General features: G+C 70.9%; 15 protein-coding genes. 8 read left to right on the top strand and 7 right to left on the bottom strand.

What is annotated here, in order from left to right:
- Positions 1–73: 73 nt before the first annotated feature.
- From E1286_RS39205 to E1286_RS39180, 6 genes are all read right to left on the bottom strand, one after another.
- Entirely contained in the window at positions 74–373 is a 300-nt protein-coding gene (locus E1286_RS39205; protein ID WP_165970113.1) for a DUF3040 domain-containing protein, read from the bottom strand.
- 90 nt (positions 374–463) lie between these two features.
- Positions 464–1,228 (bottom strand): SDR family NAD(P)-dependent oxidoreductase, encoded by a 765-nt coding sequence (locus tag E1286_RS39200; protein WP_132621081.1) that lies wholly within the window; start codon positions 1,226–1,228, stop codon positions 464–466.
- A 40-nt stretch (positions 1,229–1,268) separates the two neighbouring features.
- Entirely contained in the window at positions 1,269–2,015 is a 747-nt protein-coding gene (locus E1286_RS39195; protein WP_132621079.1) for a sensor histidine kinase, read from the bottom strand.
- Entirely contained in the window at positions 2,015–2,794 is a 780-nt protein-coding gene (locus E1286_RS39190; RefSeq protein ID WP_165970112.1) for a sensor histidine kinase, read from the bottom strand. The genes E1286_RS39195 and E1286_RS39190 overlap by 1 nt, the downstream gene beginning before the upstream one ends.
- 100 nt (positions 2,795–2,894) lie before the next feature.
- The gene (locus E1286_RS39185) at positions 2,895–3,794 is read right to left on the bottom strand and encodes an RNA polymerase sigma-70 factor (RefSeq protein WP_223190844.1); all 900 of its coding nucleotides are present in this window, start codon (positions 3,792–3,794) and stop codon (positions 2,895–2,897) included.
- Between the two features lie 139 nt (positions 3,795–3,933).
- Positions 3,934–5,343, bottom strand: coding sequence for an aldehyde dehydrogenase family protein (locus tag E1286_RS39180; protein WP_132621073.1), 1,410 nt, complete (start codon positions 5,341–5,343; stop codon positions 3,934–3,936).
- 196 nt (positions 5,344–5,539) lie between these two features.
- Between E1286_RS39180 and E1286_RS39175 the strand changes: the two genes are divergently transcribed.
- The 8 genes from E1286_RS39175 to E1286_RS39140 all read left to right on the top strand — a co-directional run bounded on the left by E1286_RS39175 (position 5,540) and on the right by E1286_RS39140 (position 14,143).
- Positions 5,540–6,373, top strand: coding sequence for a helix-turn-helix transcriptional regulator (locus E1286_RS39175; RefSeq protein WP_246075546.1), 834 nt, complete (start codon positions 5,540–5,542; stop codon positions 6,371–6,373).
- 107 nt (positions 6,374–6,480) lie between these two features.
- A complete protein-coding gene (locus E1286_RS39170) occupies positions 6,481–7,230 on the top strand; it encodes an SDR family oxidoreductase (protein WP_132621071.1) in 750 nt (249 codons plus the stop codon).
- Between the two features lie 30 nt (positions 7,231–7,260).
- Positions 7,261–7,680 (top strand): cupin domain-containing protein, encoded by a 420-nt coding sequence (locus E1286_RS39165; protein WP_132621069.1) that lies wholly within the window; start codon positions 7,261–7,263, stop codon positions 7,678–7,680.
- 188 nt (positions 7,681–7,868) lie between these two features.
- Complete coding sequence (locus E1286_RS39160; protein ID WP_132621067.1) at positions 7,869–8,894, top strand: LacI family DNA-binding transcriptional regulator; 1,026 nt, start codon at positions 7,869–7,871, stop codon at positions 8,892–8,894.
- Entirely contained in the window at positions 8,891–10,249 is a 1,359-nt protein-coding gene (locus E1286_RS39155; RefSeq protein WP_223190842.1) for an ABC transporter substrate-binding protein, read from the top strand. Before E1286_RS39160 ends, E1286_RS39155 begins: the two co-directional genes overlap by 4 nt.
- Positions 10,246–11,148 (top strand): carbohydrate ABC transporter permease, encoded by a 903-nt coding sequence (locus E1286_RS39150; protein ID WP_246075545.1) that lies wholly within the window; start codon positions 10,246–10,248, stop codon positions 11,146–11,148. Before E1286_RS39155 ends, E1286_RS39150 begins: the two co-directional genes overlap by 4 nt.
- Complete coding sequence (locus E1286_RS39145; protein ID WP_132621065.1) at positions 11,145–12,050, top strand: carbohydrate ABC transporter permease; 906 nt, start codon at positions 11,145–11,147, stop codon at positions 12,048–12,050. Before E1286_RS39150 ends, E1286_RS39145 begins: the two co-directional genes overlap by 4 nt.
- A gap of 11 nt (positions 12,051–12,061) precedes the next feature.
- The gene (locus E1286_RS39140; protein WP_223190841.1) at positions 12,062–14,143 is read left to right on the top strand and encodes a beta-galactosidase; all 2,082 of its coding nucleotides are present in this window, start codon (positions 12,062–12,064) and stop codon (positions 14,141–14,143) included.
- 23 nt (positions 14,144–14,166) lie between these two features.
- Here E1286_RS39140 and E1286_RS39135 read toward each other — a convergent pair whose 3' ends face one another.
- The gene (locus E1286_RS39135) at positions 14,167–15,666 is read right to left on the bottom strand and encodes a sodium:solute symporter family protein (protein ID WP_132621063.1); all 1,500 of its coding nucleotides are present in this window, start codon (positions 15,664–15,666) and stop codon (positions 14,167–14,169) included.
- Positions 15,667–15,714 lie beyond the last annotated feature (48 nt).

Here is a 15,714-nt window from a genome sequence, read left to right as displayed (position 1 = left end):
CCTCACCCCCCGAGATGCCGTCGCCCCCCTCATGCCCTCGGCCGTCCTCATGACACCTGGCCCGGCCCGCGCCTCATCGCCGGAACGGGCCCGTAGCCTGGGCTGCGGCTTCCCGTACGTCCGCGGCGCTCTCGCATGAGTCGAGCCGCCCGTCCTGACAGTCCTTCTCCCGCGTCGCCAGCAGCAGGGCGACGCCGAGCATGAAGATCGCGCAGGTCAGCAGCATCAGCATGCACCACACGTGGAGGGTCGAGCGGCTCTTCAGCCGGCGCCTCCTCGATCCGGCAAGCAGCGCGTCGAGTTCTGGCTCCTCCGTGGCCAGTCGGGTCTCGATCGCGGACAGCGCCCGGCGCTCCTCCGGGGAGAGGTTCATGCCCTCATGCCTCATTCCTTACTGCCCCATCGGGCGAACGCGCCCAAGGGCCGGGAGCTCATGAGCGACCGCCGGTGGTGCGTCCCCTGCTCAGACGAGCTCCAGCCCCCCGTCGACGGTGAGGATCTGGCCGGTGATCCAGGTGGCGGCGGGGTCGGCGAGGTGCACGATCCAGGCCGCCACCTCCTCGGGAGCGCCGCGGCGGCCGAGCGGGATGCGGGCGGACTCGTCCTGCTTGATCTGCTCGACGACCGCGTCGGGCAGGCCGGCGGCGGCCAGGGCCTCGCTCTCGGTCGGGCCGGGGGCCACGGCGTTGACGCGTATGCCGTCGGGGGCCAGCTCCAGCGCCCAGCTCCGGGTCAGCTGTTCCAGGGCGGCCTTGGTGGCGGCGTAGTGGGCGCCGCCGGGCAGGGGACGGTGGCCGAAGGTGCTGGAGACGTTGATGATCGTGCCGCGGCCGGTACGCAGGTGGGGCAGCGCGGCTTGAGCGAGCATGCTCGGGGCGGTGACGTTGAGTGCCAGCAGGCCGGCGACGCGTTCGGCGTCGGTGTCGGCCAGCGGCATGACGGCGGTGGCGCCGGCGTTGTTGACCAGGACGTCCACGCGGCCCCAGCGGTCCACGGCCGCCTGCACGACGGCCTGCGGCGTGCTTTCTGCGGTGATGTCGGCGGCCTGCGCGACGATGCCGGGGTGCTCGGCGGCGGTCTGCTCCAGAGGTTCGGCGCGGCGTCCGACGCCGAGCACGTGCGCTCCGGCGCGGGCGAGGGCGACCGCGGTGGCGCGGCCGATCCCGGACCCGGCACCGGTCACGATCGCGACCTGGTCCTTCAGGCGGCCGGTGTGCTGGTCGGTCATACATCCCCCAAATTTGGATATATCGCTTCAAACGGGCTGGTCAGCGTACGAGCGGAAGGCGGAGCACGAAGCGGGCGCCACCGTCGTCCGCGTTCTCGACGTGCAGGGTGCCGTGGTGGGCCGCGGCGATGTCGCGGGCGATCGCCAGGCCCAGACCGGCGCCTCCGCGGTTGCGGCTGCGCGCGGTGTCCAGGCGGGCGAAGCGCTCGAAGATCCGCTCGCGGTCGGCCGGCGGGACGCCCTGCCCGTCGTCGGTCACGGCCAGCTCCGCCCGGCCGCCCGCGCGGCGCAGGGACACCTGCAGGGTGTGCGCGACGTGCCGCCGGGCGTTGTCGAGCAGATTGGCGAGGAGCCGGGCGATCAGGCAGGGGGCGGCCTCCACCGTCACCGCGGGTTCGAGATCGAGCCGCACGTCATGAGCCGCCGCCGTCTCGACCAGCGTGGTCAGATCGACCTGCTCCAGCCTCCCGTCGAGGCCGGTCTCGATCGTGGCCAGCAGGAGCAGGTCGTCGACGATGCCCTCCAGCCGGTCGAGGTCGCCCGTCACGTGGTCGAGCAGATCGGGCAGGTCGATGTCGCCAGGGTGCAGCCGCGCCTCCTCCACCTGCACGCGGATCGCGGTGAGCGGCGTACGCAGCTCGTGCGAGGCGTCGGCGGCGAACTGGCGCTGCCGCTCCAGCAGCAGCTCCGCGTACCTACGCGCCTCCCTGAGCTCCTGCCCCGCCGGCTCCTCGTGAGGGCGGGGGCAGGGCGTGACCAGGGCGGCGCAGTCGGCGTTCTGTCTCATCAGGTCTTTCCTTCCTGCGTACGAGGGCCCGCGAGAGGAAGCCGCAGCACGAAGCCGGCGCCACCCGTGTCCGCCTCCTCGGCGCGCAGGCTGCCGATGTGGGCCCGGGCGATGTCGCGGGCGATCGCGAGGCCCAGGCCGGTGCCGGTGCGGTCGAGGCGGCGAGCGGCCTCCAGGCGGGTGAAGCGCTGGAAGATCCGTTCCCGTTCGGACTCCGCGATGCCATCTCCGTCGTCGGCGACTGTCAGCTCGGCGTGGCCGGCGCCGCGACTCAACCGCACCTCGACCAGGTGCCGGCCGTGCCGCTGGGCGTTGTCCAGCAGGTTGGTGAGCAGGCGGCCGATCCGGATCGGGACGGCCTGGACGATCACGCCCGGTTCCAGCCGCAGCCGGACGGCGATGCGGTCGCTCCTGCGCGCGACCTCGTCACGGACCAGCTCGGCGAGGTCCACCCGCTGTGGCGTCATCGGCGGACCGGATTCCATCTCGGCGAGCGCCCGCAGGTCGGCGATGATCGCATCCAACCGGTCGACGTCGCGCAGCGCCCGGACCAGCAGGTCGCCGAGGTCGGTCTCGTCGGGATGCAGGCAGGCCTCCTCCAGCTCCGCGCGCAGCCCGGCCACCGCCGTGCGCAGTTCGTGCGAGGCGTCGGAGGCGAAGCGCCGTTTCTTCTTCAGCTCGTGCTTCAGCTCGCGCATCTTGTCGGTGGGCGCCTGGATCGTCAGCGCGTTCCTGCCCGCGCCGGGCAGGTGAGGGGCCTCGCAGTCGAACGCCGTCACAGCACACGTTCCTTCCTTCGCGTCAACAGTCCTTACGTGGACGTCCGCGGACATCCACCAGCTAAGACAGGACAGCTTGACGAGTTGTGACAGCGTGTTGTCACGATTCCGAGCGGGACACGCCAGTGATCTTGATCGGGTTCATCATCCACAGCACCTGGTCGATGCCCTGCTCCGAGGCGGTGACGGTGATGACGGCGAACACCTGGCCGTCGCGGCGCAGCAACGCCGAGGCCTGGCCGTTCGTGTCCGCCCAGTCCACCTCGACCCCGGCCCAGAACGGGACGGCGAACGCCTTGATGACCTTCGCCACCCGCGACGCGCCCACCACGGGGAACCGGGTGGCGCGCACGACGCCGCCGCCGTCGGAGTAGCTGGTCACGTCCGCGGCGAAGAGCTCCTCCAGCATGGTCAGGTCGCCGGAGCGGGCGGCGGCGACGAACGCCGTCAGCAGCCGGCGTTGCTGCGCCTTGCTGACGGGCGTGCGGCGCTCACCCGTCACGCGCTTGCGTGCCCTGCTGACCAGCTGGCGCACCGCCGCCTCGTTGAGCTGCACGATGTCGGCGATCTGCCGGTAGGGGTAGTCGAACGCCTCCCGCAGCACGTACGCCGCCCGCTCGGTGGGCGAGAGCCGCTCCAGGAGCAGCAGCACCGCGAACTCCAGCGCCTCCCCTCGCTCGGCGCCGAGGTACGGGTCCGCGCCGGTGTCGACCGGCTCGGGCAGCCACGGGCCGACGTAGGTCTCGCGGCGCACGCGCGCGGACTGGGCGGCGTTGATGGCCAGCCGTGTGGTCACCGTGGCGAGGAACGCCGCCGGGTCGTGCACCGTCGCGCGGTCGTAGGCCTGCCAGCGCAGCCAGACCTCCTGCACGAGGTCCTCGGCCTCGGCGACGCTGCCCAGCATCCGGTACGCGATCCCGAACAGGCGCGGCCGCACACCGGCGAAGACCGCCGCGGCCTCGTCGAGATCTCCCCGGCCACCGGATCCAGCATCCGCCACTGCCATCGCCCCCTGACCGGCCGGTGCCCCGTGCACCGCCGGCAGGTCCATTCTCCGGCCCCGTCCCGAGCCGTCGTTCGCCGCCTACCCCTTGGGCGGTAAGGGCAGGCCGGCGACGGGTTTCCGCCCGGCCGGCGGGTCAGACCTGGATGGACTTGACCTCGAGGTACTCCTCCAGGCCGTGGCGGCCGAACTCCCTGCCGTTGCCGGACTGCTTGTATCCGCCGAACGGCGCCAGGACGTTCCAGCCGGCGCCGTTGACGTCCACCTGCCCGGTACGCAGCCGGCGGGCGACCGCCATCGCCCGGTCGTGGCCGCCGAACACGGCGCCGGTGAGTCCGTACGCCGTGCCGTTGGCGATCTCCACGGCCTGGTCGTCGCCGGTGTACGGGATGATCGTCAGGACGGGGCCGAAGATCTCCTCCTGGGCGATCACCGCGTCCGGCGCCACGTCGGCGAAGATCGTCGGCCGTACGTACGCGCCCGCGTCGAGCCCGGCGGGCCGTCCCGGGCCGCCGAAGACCAGCCGGGCGCCGTCGGCGATCCCCCGCTCGATGTAGCCGTTCACCCGCCGCCGGTGCTGCTCGGAGGCCATGGGTCCGATGTGGGTGGCCTCGTCCGCCGGGTCGCCGACGACGTACGCGGAGGCGGCGGCCACCGCCAGCTCCACCGCCTCCTCCTGCCGCGACGCGGGCACCAGCATCCGCGGCCACGCGCCGCAGACCTGACCGCCGTTGGTGAAGGTCATGGCGACGCCATGGGAGACCGCCTCGGGGAAGTCGGCGTCGTCGAGGATGACGTTGGCGGACTTGCCGCCGAGCTCCAGCGTGACCCGTTTGACGGTCTCCGACGCGGCCGCGGAGACCTGTCTCCCCGCGCGGGTGGAGCCGGTGAACGACACCATGTCGATGCCGGGATGCGCCGCGATCGCCGCGCCGACGGCCGGGCCCGTGCCGTGCACGACGTTGAACACGCCGGCGGGCACCCCGGCTTCGGCCACGACCTCGGCCAGGATCGGCGCGGTCAGCGGCGCGATCTCCGACGGCTTGAGCACCACGGTGTCGCCTGCCACCAGCGCGGGCGCCAGCTTCGAGACGACCTGCTGGAGCGGGAAGTTCCACGGCGTGATGGCGCCGACGACGCCGATCGGCTCGCGTACGACCAGCGAGTCGGCGATCCGCTCCGTCCACGCGTAGCCGGTGGCGAGCTCGGCGAAGGACGCCGCCACCGCGACGGGGAAGCCCGCTTGCGCGGTGCGTGACAGCGTGATGGGGGCGCCCATCTCGCCGGTGATCGTGGCGGCGATCTCCTCGGTCCGGGCGCGCAGACCTTCCGCGACGCGCCCGACGATGCGCCCGCGTTCGGCCGGGTCGACGGCGGCCCAGCCGGGGAAGGCCGCCCGCGCCGCGGCGACGGCCCGATCCACGTCGGCGGGGGTGCCGTCCGGCACCTGGGCGATGACCTCGCCGGTCGCGGGGTCGACCACGTCGATCATGTGACTGGACCCGGCGGCGTGGCGGCCGCCGATCCAGTGGGTTGCTCTGTTCATGGAACAACCGTCGCAGCGCGCCGCCGCCGGGGGAATGTGCTCCCGATCCCTGGATCGAGCCGGTCGCGAGGCCGGCTCGATCCAGGGATCGGCAGTACATGGATACGGCGGGCCCACGCCTCGATACTCGAGGCCGCGGGAAACATTCCTGGCCAGAGGGTGTTTCCTTGGCAACGTACGGAGGAGGACGACCATCGTGGACCGGGCCAGGCTCGCCGAGTTCCTGCGCAACCGCCGGGAGGCGTTGCAACCGGAGGACGTGGGGCTGCCCCGTGGCGGGCGGCGGCGCACGGGTGGGCTGCGGCGCGAGGAGGTCGCCGTGCTGTCCGGCATGTCGGTCGACTACTACAACCGGCTGGAACAGCGACGCGGGCCGCATCCGTCCGAGCAGATGCTCGCCGCCCTCGCCAGTGGCCTGCGCCTGTCCCTCGAGGAACGCGACCATCTGTTCCGGCTGGCCGGCTACGCCATCCCGCAGCGCGCCCTGCGCGCCGACCACGTCAATCCCGGCATGATGCGCATCTTCGACGGCCTGGACGACGCCGCCGCCCAGGTCGTCAACTACCTCGGAGAGACGCTGAAGCAGACCCGGCTGTCGAAGGCGCTGACCGGCGACGAGAGCGTCCGCACCGGACTGGCCCGCAGCATGCACTACCGGTGGTTCACCGACCCCGGCACGCGTGCCCTCCATCCCGAGGAAGACCATCCGGAGCACAGCAGGCTCATCGCGGCGAACCTGCACGACCTCTACACCCGCGACCCCGCGGACCCGAGAGTGACGGCGCTCGTCGAGGCGCTGCGCGCCGAGAGCGACGAGTTCGCCGCGATGTGGCGCGAGCACCCGATCGCCGGCCTGTACTGCCCGCTCAAACGCATCCGGCACCCGCGGCTGGGGCTGCTCGAACTGCACTGCCAGACGTTGGTCGATCCTGACCAGTCGCAGTTGCTCGTCGTCTACACCGCGCCGGCGGGCAGCGAGAGCCACGACAAACTGCGCCTGCTGTCCGTCATCGGCGATCAACGAATTTGACAGTTGGGCTTGGTGAATTTCGCGGTAGCTGTCACAGGCCCGGAGGCTGCCCTGTCTTAGCTGGCGACCGGTCGGCACAGAGCCCCGGCGTACAGAAAGGGTTTGCCATGAAGATCGTGGTCATCGGCGGAACCGGCCTGATCGGGTCGAAGGTCGTCAGGAAGCTGAACGAACAGGGCCACGAGGCGGTGGCGGCGTCGCCGAACACCGGCGTCAACACGCTCACCGGCGAAGGGCTGGCCGAGGCGCTCGCGGGCGCGTCGGTGGTGGTCGACGTGTCCAACTCGCCGTCGTTCGAGGAGAACGCGGTGATGACGTTCTTCCGGACCTCCACCGGCAACCTGCTCGCCGCGGAGGCGGCGGCCGGCGTGGGTCACCACGTGGCGCTGTCGGTGGTGGGCACCCACCTGATGCCGGAGAACGGCTACTTCCGGGCGAAGATCGCGCAGGAGGAGCTGATCGAGAAGTCGTCGATCCCGTTCTCGCTCGTGCACGCCACCCAGTTCTTCGAGTTCGCGCGGAGCATCGCCGACGAGGCCACCCACGAGGGCGCGGTCCGGATCGCGCCGGTGCGCTTCCAGCCCATCGCGGGCGACGACGTCGCCGAGACGGTCACCGAGGTCGCGCTGGGATCGCCGCTGAACGGCCGGGTGGAGGTCGGCGGGCCCGAGCAGTACCGGATGGACGAGTTCTTCCGCCAGGCGCTGGCGGCGTGGGGCGACCAGCGTGAGGTGGTCACCGACCCGAACGCGCACTACTTCGGGTCGGTGCCGGGCGAGCGCACCCTGGTGCCGGGCGGCGACGCGCGCACCGGCCGCATCCACTACCGGGACTGGCTCGCCCAGGCCGGAAAGTGACCCGCCCTCGCCCGCACGAAAGGGAGCTCCATGTCCACTGACCGCGAACCGCGATCGACCGCCTGGCAGACGGCGCTGACCGTGCTGCAGGAGGCCGAGCCGCCGTTCATCCCGGCGGGCGCGCACGCCATGACCATCGTCATCGAGTACCCGCCCGGCGATCCCGGCACGCCGCCGCACCGGCACTCCGGCCCGGCGTTCGGCTTCGTGCTGGAGGGCGAGATGCTGCTGGAGCTGGAGGGCGAGCCGGAGCGGGTCGTACGCGCCGGTGAGGCGTTCTGGGAGCCGGGCGGCGACGTCATCCACTATCAGGACGGCAACAACCGCGACGACGTCCGGCTCCGCTTCACCGTCACCATGCTGTGCGAGCCGGGCAAACCGATGCTCACCCTGGTCGAGGAGGAGGAGCTGGCCCAGCGCCAGGACCGCCGGGCACCTCGCCCGTCCTGAGCACGCCGACCGGCGCCCATGCGGGGGCGCGGTCCCCATCCCGGGGGCGTCTCACCCGGGATCAGGGCCGCGGCCCCGCCGACTGGTGAGCCGAAATCATGCGGAAATCCGCTCTTGACAATCGCCTCCTGCGGACAGAGAGTGACTAGCAACTCCGTGACTACGTAGTCATATCCCAGGAGCCGCGCATGCCTGAGGCCAGGCGTAGACCTCCCGGCAGTACGGATGTCGCCCGGCTGGCCGGTGTGTCGCAGAAAACCGTCTCGCGCGTGATCAACGGCGAGCCGTACGTGAGTGACGAGATCCGGCAGCGGGTGCTGGCAGCCGCACGTGAGCTCGGTTACCGTCGCAACACCGCCGCACGCGCACTCAACCTGGGCCGTTTTCACCGCATCGGCGTGGCCTCACTCGGAAGCTCGCTGTACGGCCCGGCGTCCATGCTCATCGCGCTGGAACGGCACGCGAGGGAGGTCGGTTACGCGCTCAGCGTGGTCAACACCATGGAAGGCGACGACACAGGCGTCGTCAACGCGGTGGAGACCCTGCTGGAACAGGGCGTGGACGGCATCGTCATCTCCGAGCCGATCGTCGCCGAGCAGGAGCTCCGGATCGATGCGAGTGTTCCGGTGCTCAGCTTCGGGCCGGTCGCCGGGCTCGACGCGCCTCAGGTGATCACCCCGGGACCGTCCGGCGTGGACGCGGGTCGCGAGGCCACCGAGCACCTGCTCCGCCTGGGACACGCCACCGTCCGGCACGTCGCCGGGCCGAGCAGATGGTGGGCGGCGCGCGATCGCGTACGGGGCTGGCGCGAGGCGCTGGCCGCCGCGGGCGCTCCGGAGCCGCCGCCGCTGGAGGGCGACTGGTCGCCGGCGTCCGGCTATGCCGCCGGGCGGGTCCTGGCGGCGGACCGGGAGGCCACGGCGGTGTTCGTGGCCAACGACGACATGGCGATCGGCGTGCTGCACGCCCTGGCCGAAGCCGGCCGCGCCGTCCCCGAGGACGTGAGCGTGGTCGGGATGGACGACGTCCCCGCCGCGGCCTACCTGTCGCCGCCGCTGACCACCGTCCGTCAGGACTTCGAGGCGATCATCGCCCACGGACTGGCGCTGCTCCTTGAGCGCATCGAGGGCGGCTCACGCGTGGCCGTCCACGACACCCCCGTCACGCACCTGGTGGTGCGTCGGTCAACCTCACCCCCCAAGGAGAAGAGATGACCATGCTTCGACTCCGGTGGCCGGCCGTCGCCGCGGCGGCCACCCTGTTCCTCGCCGGCTGCGGCGGAGGCGGGGCGGATGTCCAGCAGGCCGACAAGCCGCCGGGCGCCGTCAGCCAGGCCGACATCGACAAGGCCATGCAGACGCCCACCGAGCTGACGTTCTGGACATGGGTCCCCGACATCCAGAATGAGGTGGCGCTGTTCGAGAAGAAGTACCCGGCGATCAACGTCAACGTGGTCAACGCCGGGCAGGGCGAGCCGCAGTACACCAAGCTGCGCACCGCGCTGCGGGCCGGCAGCGGAGCACCCGACGTCGTGCAGATCGAGTTCCAGTACATCCCCACCTTCACCATCACCGACAGCCTGCTCGACCTGCGGCCGTACGGCGCCGAGGCGCTGAAGGACCAGTTCGTGGACTGGACGTGGAGCCAGGTCACCGGCAGGAACGGCGAGGTGTGGGGCATCCCACAGGACACCGGACCGATGGGCATGCTGTACCGCAAGGACATCTTCGACAAGCACGGCATCCAGCCGCCCAAGACGTGGGACGAGTTCGCAGCAGCCGCCCGGAAGCTGCACGCCGCCGACCCCGAGGTGTACATCACCAACCTCGCCTCGAACCAGAACGGCGCCTGGATGGGGCTCGCATGGCAGGCCGGCAGTAAACCCTTCCAGATGACGGCTGCCGATCAGATCCGTGTTAACGCTAACGACGCGGCCTCCAAGAAGCTCGCGAACTACTGGGGCGGGCTGGTCCAGGAAGGCGTCGTCGCCACCGACCCCGACTTCACCGACCAGTGGTATCAGGCGCTCAACCAGGGCAAGTACGCCACCTGGCTGACCGCCGCCTGGGGGCCGGTGTTCCTGTCGAGCAACGCCGAGGCGACGAGCGGCAAGTGGCGGGCCGCGCCGTTGCCACAGTGGACGGCGGGTGAGAACAACGCGGGCAACTGGGGCGGCTCGACCAGCGCCGTCATCAAGACGACCAAGAACCCGATCGCCGCGGCCAAGTTCGCCGAGTTCCTCAACACCGATCCCGAGTCCACCAGGATGATGGCGATCGAGCAGTTCCTGTTCCCGCCGACCAAGGCGCTGCTGGCCGACGAGTCGTTCGTCGAGCAGAAGCCGGAGTTCTACGGTGGGCAGCAGGTCAATGAGGTGTTCGCGCGGATCAGCGACACGGTCTCCACCGACTTCGGCTGGCCGCCGTTCATGGACCAGACGGTCAGCGACTGGGACGAGACCGTGGGCAAGTCCCTCGCCGACAAGACCGATGTCGTGGCCGGCCTCGACCAGTGGCAGCAGCGGATCACCTCGTACGCCGAGAGCCAGGGCTTCAAGGTCGCCCAGTGAGCGTCACGACAGCCCCGCGGGCCCGGCGGGCGAGCGCCCGCCGGGCGGCGGCCGGATACCTGTTCATCGCGCCGTTCATGGTCGTGTTCGTCGCCATGCTGGTGGTGCCGTTGCTCTACGCCGGCTACCTGAGCCTGTTCAGGGAGCAGCTCATCGGCGGCACCACGTTCGTCGGGCTGGACAACTACGTGCGGGCGCTGACGGACGAGCGGTTGCTCGGCGGCGTGCTGCGGGTGGCCGAGTTCTTCCTCATCCAGGTGCCGCTCATGCTGCTGCTCGGGCTGCTGTTCGCGCTCGCGCTGGACAGCGGCATGCTGTGGTTGTCGCGATTCATCCGGCTGGGCATCTTCGTCCCGTACGCGGTGCCCAGTGTGGTGGCCGCGCTGATGTGGGGCTATCTGTACGGGCCGGAGTTCGGGCCGATCGCCCAGCTCGCCGGGACCCTCGGCCTGCCCGCGCCCAACCTGCTCGGCGGTGACCTGATGCTGGGATCCCTGGCCAACATCGTGACCTGGGAATTCGCCGGCTACAACATGATCATCCTGTACGCCGCGCTGCGCGCGATCCCGTCCGAGCTGTACGAGGCCGCGGCCGTGGACGGTGCGGGAGCCTGGCGGACCGCCTGGAGCGTGAAGATCCCCGCGCTCCGGCCCGCCCTGATGATGGCCCTGATCTTCTCCGTCATCGGCAGCTTCCAGCTGTTCAACGAGCCGCAGCTGATGCAGCGCCTGGCCCCCAACGTCATCGACAACGCCTACACGCCCAACCTCTACGCCTATTCGCTGGCCTTCACCAGCCAGGACCTCAACTACGCGGCGGCGGTGTCGTTCCTCCTCGGCGTCGTCATCGTCGTCGTCTCCTACACCGTCCAGCTCGCCATCACTCGGAGGCGGACATGACCACCACCGCGACCGCGACCGCCGTGCGGGCCGCAAGTGGCGGCAGCGCCATGCCCGGCAGGCGCCGCAGCCCGCTGCTGACCCTCGCGATGCTGGCGTTCCTCATCTACTTCCTGCTGCCGCTGTTCTGGCTGCTCGTGGCGTCCACGAAGACCACCGGCGACCTGTTCGCCTCCTTCGGGCTCTGGTTCGCCGACGACTTCGCTCTGCCCGGCAACGTGCGGAACGTGTTCACCGCGGAAGACGGCGTGTACGGCCGCTGGTTGCTCAACACCGCCTTCTACTCGCTGGTGAGCGCGGGCGGCGCGGCGCTGCTCGCCGCGCTCGGCGGCTACGGGTTCGCCAAGTTCGGCTTCCGCGGCAACAAGCTGCTGTTCGGCGTGGTGCTCGGGGCCATCATGGTGCCGAGCACGGCGCTGGCCATCCCCACGTACCTGATCTTCGCGCAGGTCGGGCTGGTCAACACGCCGTGGGCGATCATCCTGCCCTCGCTGGTGAACCCGTTCGGCCTCTACCTCATGCGGATCTACGCCGAGGGAGCGGTGCCGGACAGCCTGCTGGAGGCCGCCCGCATCGACGGCGCGGGCGAGTTCCGCATCTTCCGCCAGGTGGTGCTGCGGCTGCTCGGTCCCGGCTTCGTCACCGTGCTGCTGTTCACGCTGGTGGCCACCTGGAACAACTACTTCCTGCCGCTGATCATGCTCAACAACCCGTCGTTGTACCCGGTCACCGTGGGCCTGGCCAACTGGGCCGGGCAAGCCACGGTCGCCGGCGGCAGCGGCGACGTCATTCCCCTCGTCGTCACCGGCTCGCTGTTGTCGATCATCCCGCTGATCGCGGCGTTCCTGCTGCTGCAGCGTTACTGGCAGAGCGGTCTGGCCGCCGGCGGGGTCAAGCAGTGAAAGGAACCTTTGTGTCGCGAGTCCTCTTCGGCGCCGCCTACTACCCCGAATACCATCCCGCCGAGCTGCTGAAGACCGACCTGGACCTGATGGCCGAGGCCCGCTTCTCGGTCATCAGGGTGGGCGAGTCGGTCTGGTCCACCTGGGAGCCGGACAACGGCCGGTTCGACCTGGACTGGCTGCAGCCCACACTGGACGGCGCGCAGGAGCGCGGCATCGGCGTCATCCTGGGCACGCCGACGTACGCGGTGCCGCCGTGGCTCGCCCGGCTGTACCCGGAGATCGCCGGCGAGCGGGCCACCGGGCAGCGCATCGGATGGGGCGCCCGCCAGGAGATGGACTTCACCCACCCGGCCTTCCGCTTCCACGCCGAGCGCGTCATCCGCAAGGTCGTCGAGCGCTACTGCGATCACCCCGCGGTGATCGGCTACCAGGTGGACAACGAGCCGGGGCTGCACCTGCTCCACAACCACGGCGTCTTCCAGCGCTTCGTCGACTGGCTGCGCCGGACGTACGGCGACGTCGAGACGCTGAACCGGGAGTGGGGCCTGGTCTACTGGTCGCACCGGCTGTCGGACTGGGCGGACCTGTGGACGCCCGACGGCAACGCCCAGCCTCAGTACGAGCAGGCCTGGCGGCGCTTCCAGGCCGACCAGGTCACCGAGTTCATCGCCTGGCAGGCCGGCATCGTCCGTGAGTACGCCCGTCCGGACCACTTCGTCACCACCTGCATCTCCTACGACCGGCCCGCCGTGGCCGACGACGACCTGACCCGCCGCCTCGACGTCACCGCGGGCAACCCGTACTACACGATGCAGGACGGGCTCGGCCTGCCCGCCGCGCAGAGCGCCGGCCAGCACTGGAAGACGCAGGACACGTGGGCGTTCTACCGCGTGGCCGATCGGATGTACTCCTCCCGCCAGGAGCCGTTCCTGGTCACCGAGACCAACGCCCAGGCCATCGGGCCGTCGTGGGTCAACCATCCCGCCTACGACGGGCAGTGGCGGCAGGCCGCGTGGGCGCTGGTGTCGCGGGGCGCGTCCATGATCGAGTACTGGCAGTGGCGGACGCTGGTCTTCGGCACCGAGACGTACTGGGGCGGTGTGCTCCCGCACAGCGGGCGTCCCGGCCGTACGTACCGGGAGATCGCCCGTGTCGGCGCCGAACTGGAGAAGGCGGGCGACCTGGTCGGCGGCCTGATCCCGGACTCCGACGTCGCGATGCTCTACTCCCATCCCAGCAAGTGGGCCCTGACCGCGCAGCCGGCGCTCGCGCTCCCGGACGGCGGACCGGACAGGCGCTCCTACGAGGCGATCTTCGACGCCTTCTACCGGGGCGCGTTCGAGGCCCGGCTCCAGACGCGCGTGCTGCACACCGGACAGGCCGTGGCTCGCGACCCGGCCGAAGCCGCGGCCCTGCATCCGGTGCTGGTCGCCGCCGGGCTGTACGTGGCCGACGACGTCACCCTGGAATGGTTGCAGGCGTACGCGAGGGCAGGCGGCCACCTGGTGCTGGGCGTGCGTTCCTGTTACGCCGACCACGAGGCCCGGGCCCGCCGCGACGTGCAGCCCGCCCGCCTCGCCCAGGCGGCAGGAGCCTGGTACGAGGAGTTCAGCAACCTCTCGGGCGACCTGCCCGTGCGCGCGGGCGACGGATCGCCCCTGCACCTGCCCGAGGGCGCGGCGGGCACCCGCTGGGCGGACGGTCTGCAGGCCGACGGCGCTGACGTGCTGGCCGGCTACGACCACCCGCACTTCGGCCGGTTCGGCGCCGTCACCACGCACACGCACGGAGAAGGGCGGATCACCTACGTCGGCACCGTCCCGAACCCGGCGCTGGGCGCGGCCCTGTTCCGGTGGCTGATTCCCGGCGTCCGGCCCTGGGGCGCGCTGCCGGCCGGCGTCACCGTGACGGGCGCGACGGCGCGAGACGGGCGGCGAGTGCGCTTCGTGCACCACTGGTCGTGGGAGCCGGTGACGATCGCGGCCCCGGTCGCCGTGTACGACGTGCTGAACGGCACCGAACACACGGCCGGTGCGGAGCTGCGGCTCGGCCCGTGGGACGTACGCGTGCTGGTGGAAACCTCGCCGTGACCGGCACCGGCCGCACCCCCCGATCAGTGGCCGCCGGCCGCCGGTGCGGTCTGGGGCTGGTCGGTGTTCAGTGAATCGACGAGCGCGTCCGCCTCGGCGTCGCGGGCCGGCGCGACCAGCCCGACGATCACGAACACCGCCAGCGCGGACAGCACCGGGGCGGCCACCTCCACGGTCTGGCCCTGGCCGGGGAAGACGTACTTGACCAGGGCGAAGACCACGAGCCCTGTCGCCCAGGACCCGATCGCGGCGGCCGGGCCGCAGCGGCGGAACATCGGCAGCATGCCGAGCAGCATCGGGATGGCGATCGGGCCGACCAGCGCGCCGAACCAGAGGATCAGCAGGCCGAGCACGCCGCCGAAGTTGTCCGCGCTGAGCGCGATGCCCATCGACAGCGCGATGAACAGGAACGTCGAGACCCGGCCGGCCAGCAGCTCCGACGCGGACGACATCCGCTGCGCCCGCTTCCAGACCGCGGGGATGATGTCCCTGATCACCACCGAGGAGATCGCGTTGGCGTCGGAGGACGTCATCGCCATCGTGTGGGCGAACATCCCGGCGAGCACGAGGCCGATGAGCCCACCGGGCAGCAGCTGCTCGGTCAGCAGCGCGTACGACTGGTCGGGCTCGGCCAGGTTCGGCAGCAGGACCGGCGCGGCCCACATCGGGAAGAACAGCACGAGCGGCCAGAAGAGGTAGAGGCCCGCGGAGAACAGCGCGGCGCGCCGGGCCGAGTCGCCGGTCGGCGCCGCGATGAACCGCTGGGCGAGGTTCCAGGTGCCGCCGTTGTAGGACAGCGTGTTGATCAGCAGGTAGACCAGGACGAAGCCCACGGTGTAGTTGCCGTTGAACGGCTGGCCGTGCCCTTCGGGCAGCCGTTCCCACAGCGTCCAGATCGCGGACACGCCACCGAGCTGAGACAGCACCGCGACGAACATCGTGATGCCCGCGACGAGCTGGATGACGAACTGGCCGAGGTCGGTGAGCGCGTCGGCCCACAACCCGCCGATCGTGGAGTAGATCAGCGTGACCCCTCCGGTGAGCAGCACACCCCAGGCGATCGGCACGCCCGCGAACACCTGCAGCAGCAGCGCGGTCGCGGCCCACTTGGCGCCCACGTCGAAGACCTTGAGCGCGGTGCCGCTCCAGGCGAGCACCTGCTGCGCCGGCACGTTGTAGCGGGTCGCGAGGTACTCCAGCGGCGAGATGATCCCGAGCCGCTGCCGCAGCCGCGGCCAGCGCGGCGCGAACAGGACCGACCCGACCAGCATCGCGAACGTGATCCCGATCGCCCACCAGACGTACAGGGTGAAACCGGCGGTGTAGGCGATGGCGGCGTAGCCGACGAAGACCGCCGAGCTGTAGCCCGACATGTGGTGGGAGATCCCGGACAGCCACCAGGGCATCTTGCCGCCCGCGGTGAAGAAGTCCTTGGCGTCGCGGATGCGGGACTTCGCCCAGACGCCGATCGCGATCATCACCACGAAGTAGCCGCAGATCACTAGCCAGTCGAGAAAACCCATGAGATCTCCCAGGTGGGGGTGGGGAGCTGGTGCAGGTCGGGGGGTCGG

It is taken from the genome of Nonomuraea terrae, assembly GCF_004348995.1.
In the GTDB taxonomy this organism is placed as follows: domain Bacteria; phylum Actinomycetota; class Actinomycetes; order Streptosporangiales; family Streptosporangiaceae; genus Nonomuraea; species Nonomuraea terrae.
Note: the sequence above shows the minus strand (reverse complement) of the source record. Positions and strands in the feature narration are given on the sequence as shown.

What these genes read in the sequence shown, in the direction of transcription:
- E1286_RS39165 (WP_132621069.1), top strand. Translation starts at nt 7,261, where the DNA reads ATGTCCACTGACCGCGAACCGCGATCGACCGCCTGGCAGACGGCGCTG.
- E1286_RS39160 (WP_132621067.1), top strand. Translation starts at nt 7,869, where the DNA reads ATGCCTGAGGCCAGGCGTAGACCTCCCGGCAGTACGGATGTCGCCCGG.
- E1286_RS39145 (WP_132621065.1), top strand. Translation starts at nt 11,145, where the DNA reads ATGACCACCACCGCGACCGCGACCGCCGTGCGGGCCGCAAGTGGCGGC.
- E1286_RS39200 (WP_132621081.1), bottom strand. Translation starts at nt 1,228, where the DNA reads ATGACCGACCAGCACACCGGCCGCCTGAAGGACCAGGTCGCGATCGTG.
- E1286_RS39195 (WP_132621079.1), bottom strand. Translation starts at nt 2,015, where the DNA reads ATGAGACAGAACGCCGACTGCGCCGCCCTGGTCACGCCCTGCCCCCGC.
- E1286_RS39205 (WP_165970113.1), bottom strand. Translation starts at nt 373, where the DNA reads ATGAACCTCTCCCCGGAGGAGCGCCGGGCGCTGTCCGCGATCGAGACC.
- E1286_RS39155 (WP_223190842.1), top strand. Translation starts at nt 8,891, where the DNA reads ATGACCATGCTTCGACTCCGGTGGCCGGCCGTCGCCGCGGCGGCCACC.
- E1286_RS39180 (WP_132621073.1), bottom strand. Translation starts at nt 5,343, where the DNA reads ATGAACAGAGCAACCCACTGGATCGGCGGCCGCCACGCCGCCGGGTCC.
- E1286_RS39135 (WP_132621063.1), bottom strand. Translation starts at nt 15,666, where the DNA reads ATGGGTTTTCTCGACTGGCTAGTGATCTGCGGCTACTTCGTGGTGATG.
- E1286_RS39170 (WP_132621071.1), top strand. Translation starts at nt 6,481, where the DNA reads ATGAAGATCGTGGTCATCGGCGGAACCGGCCTGATCGGGTCGAAGGTC.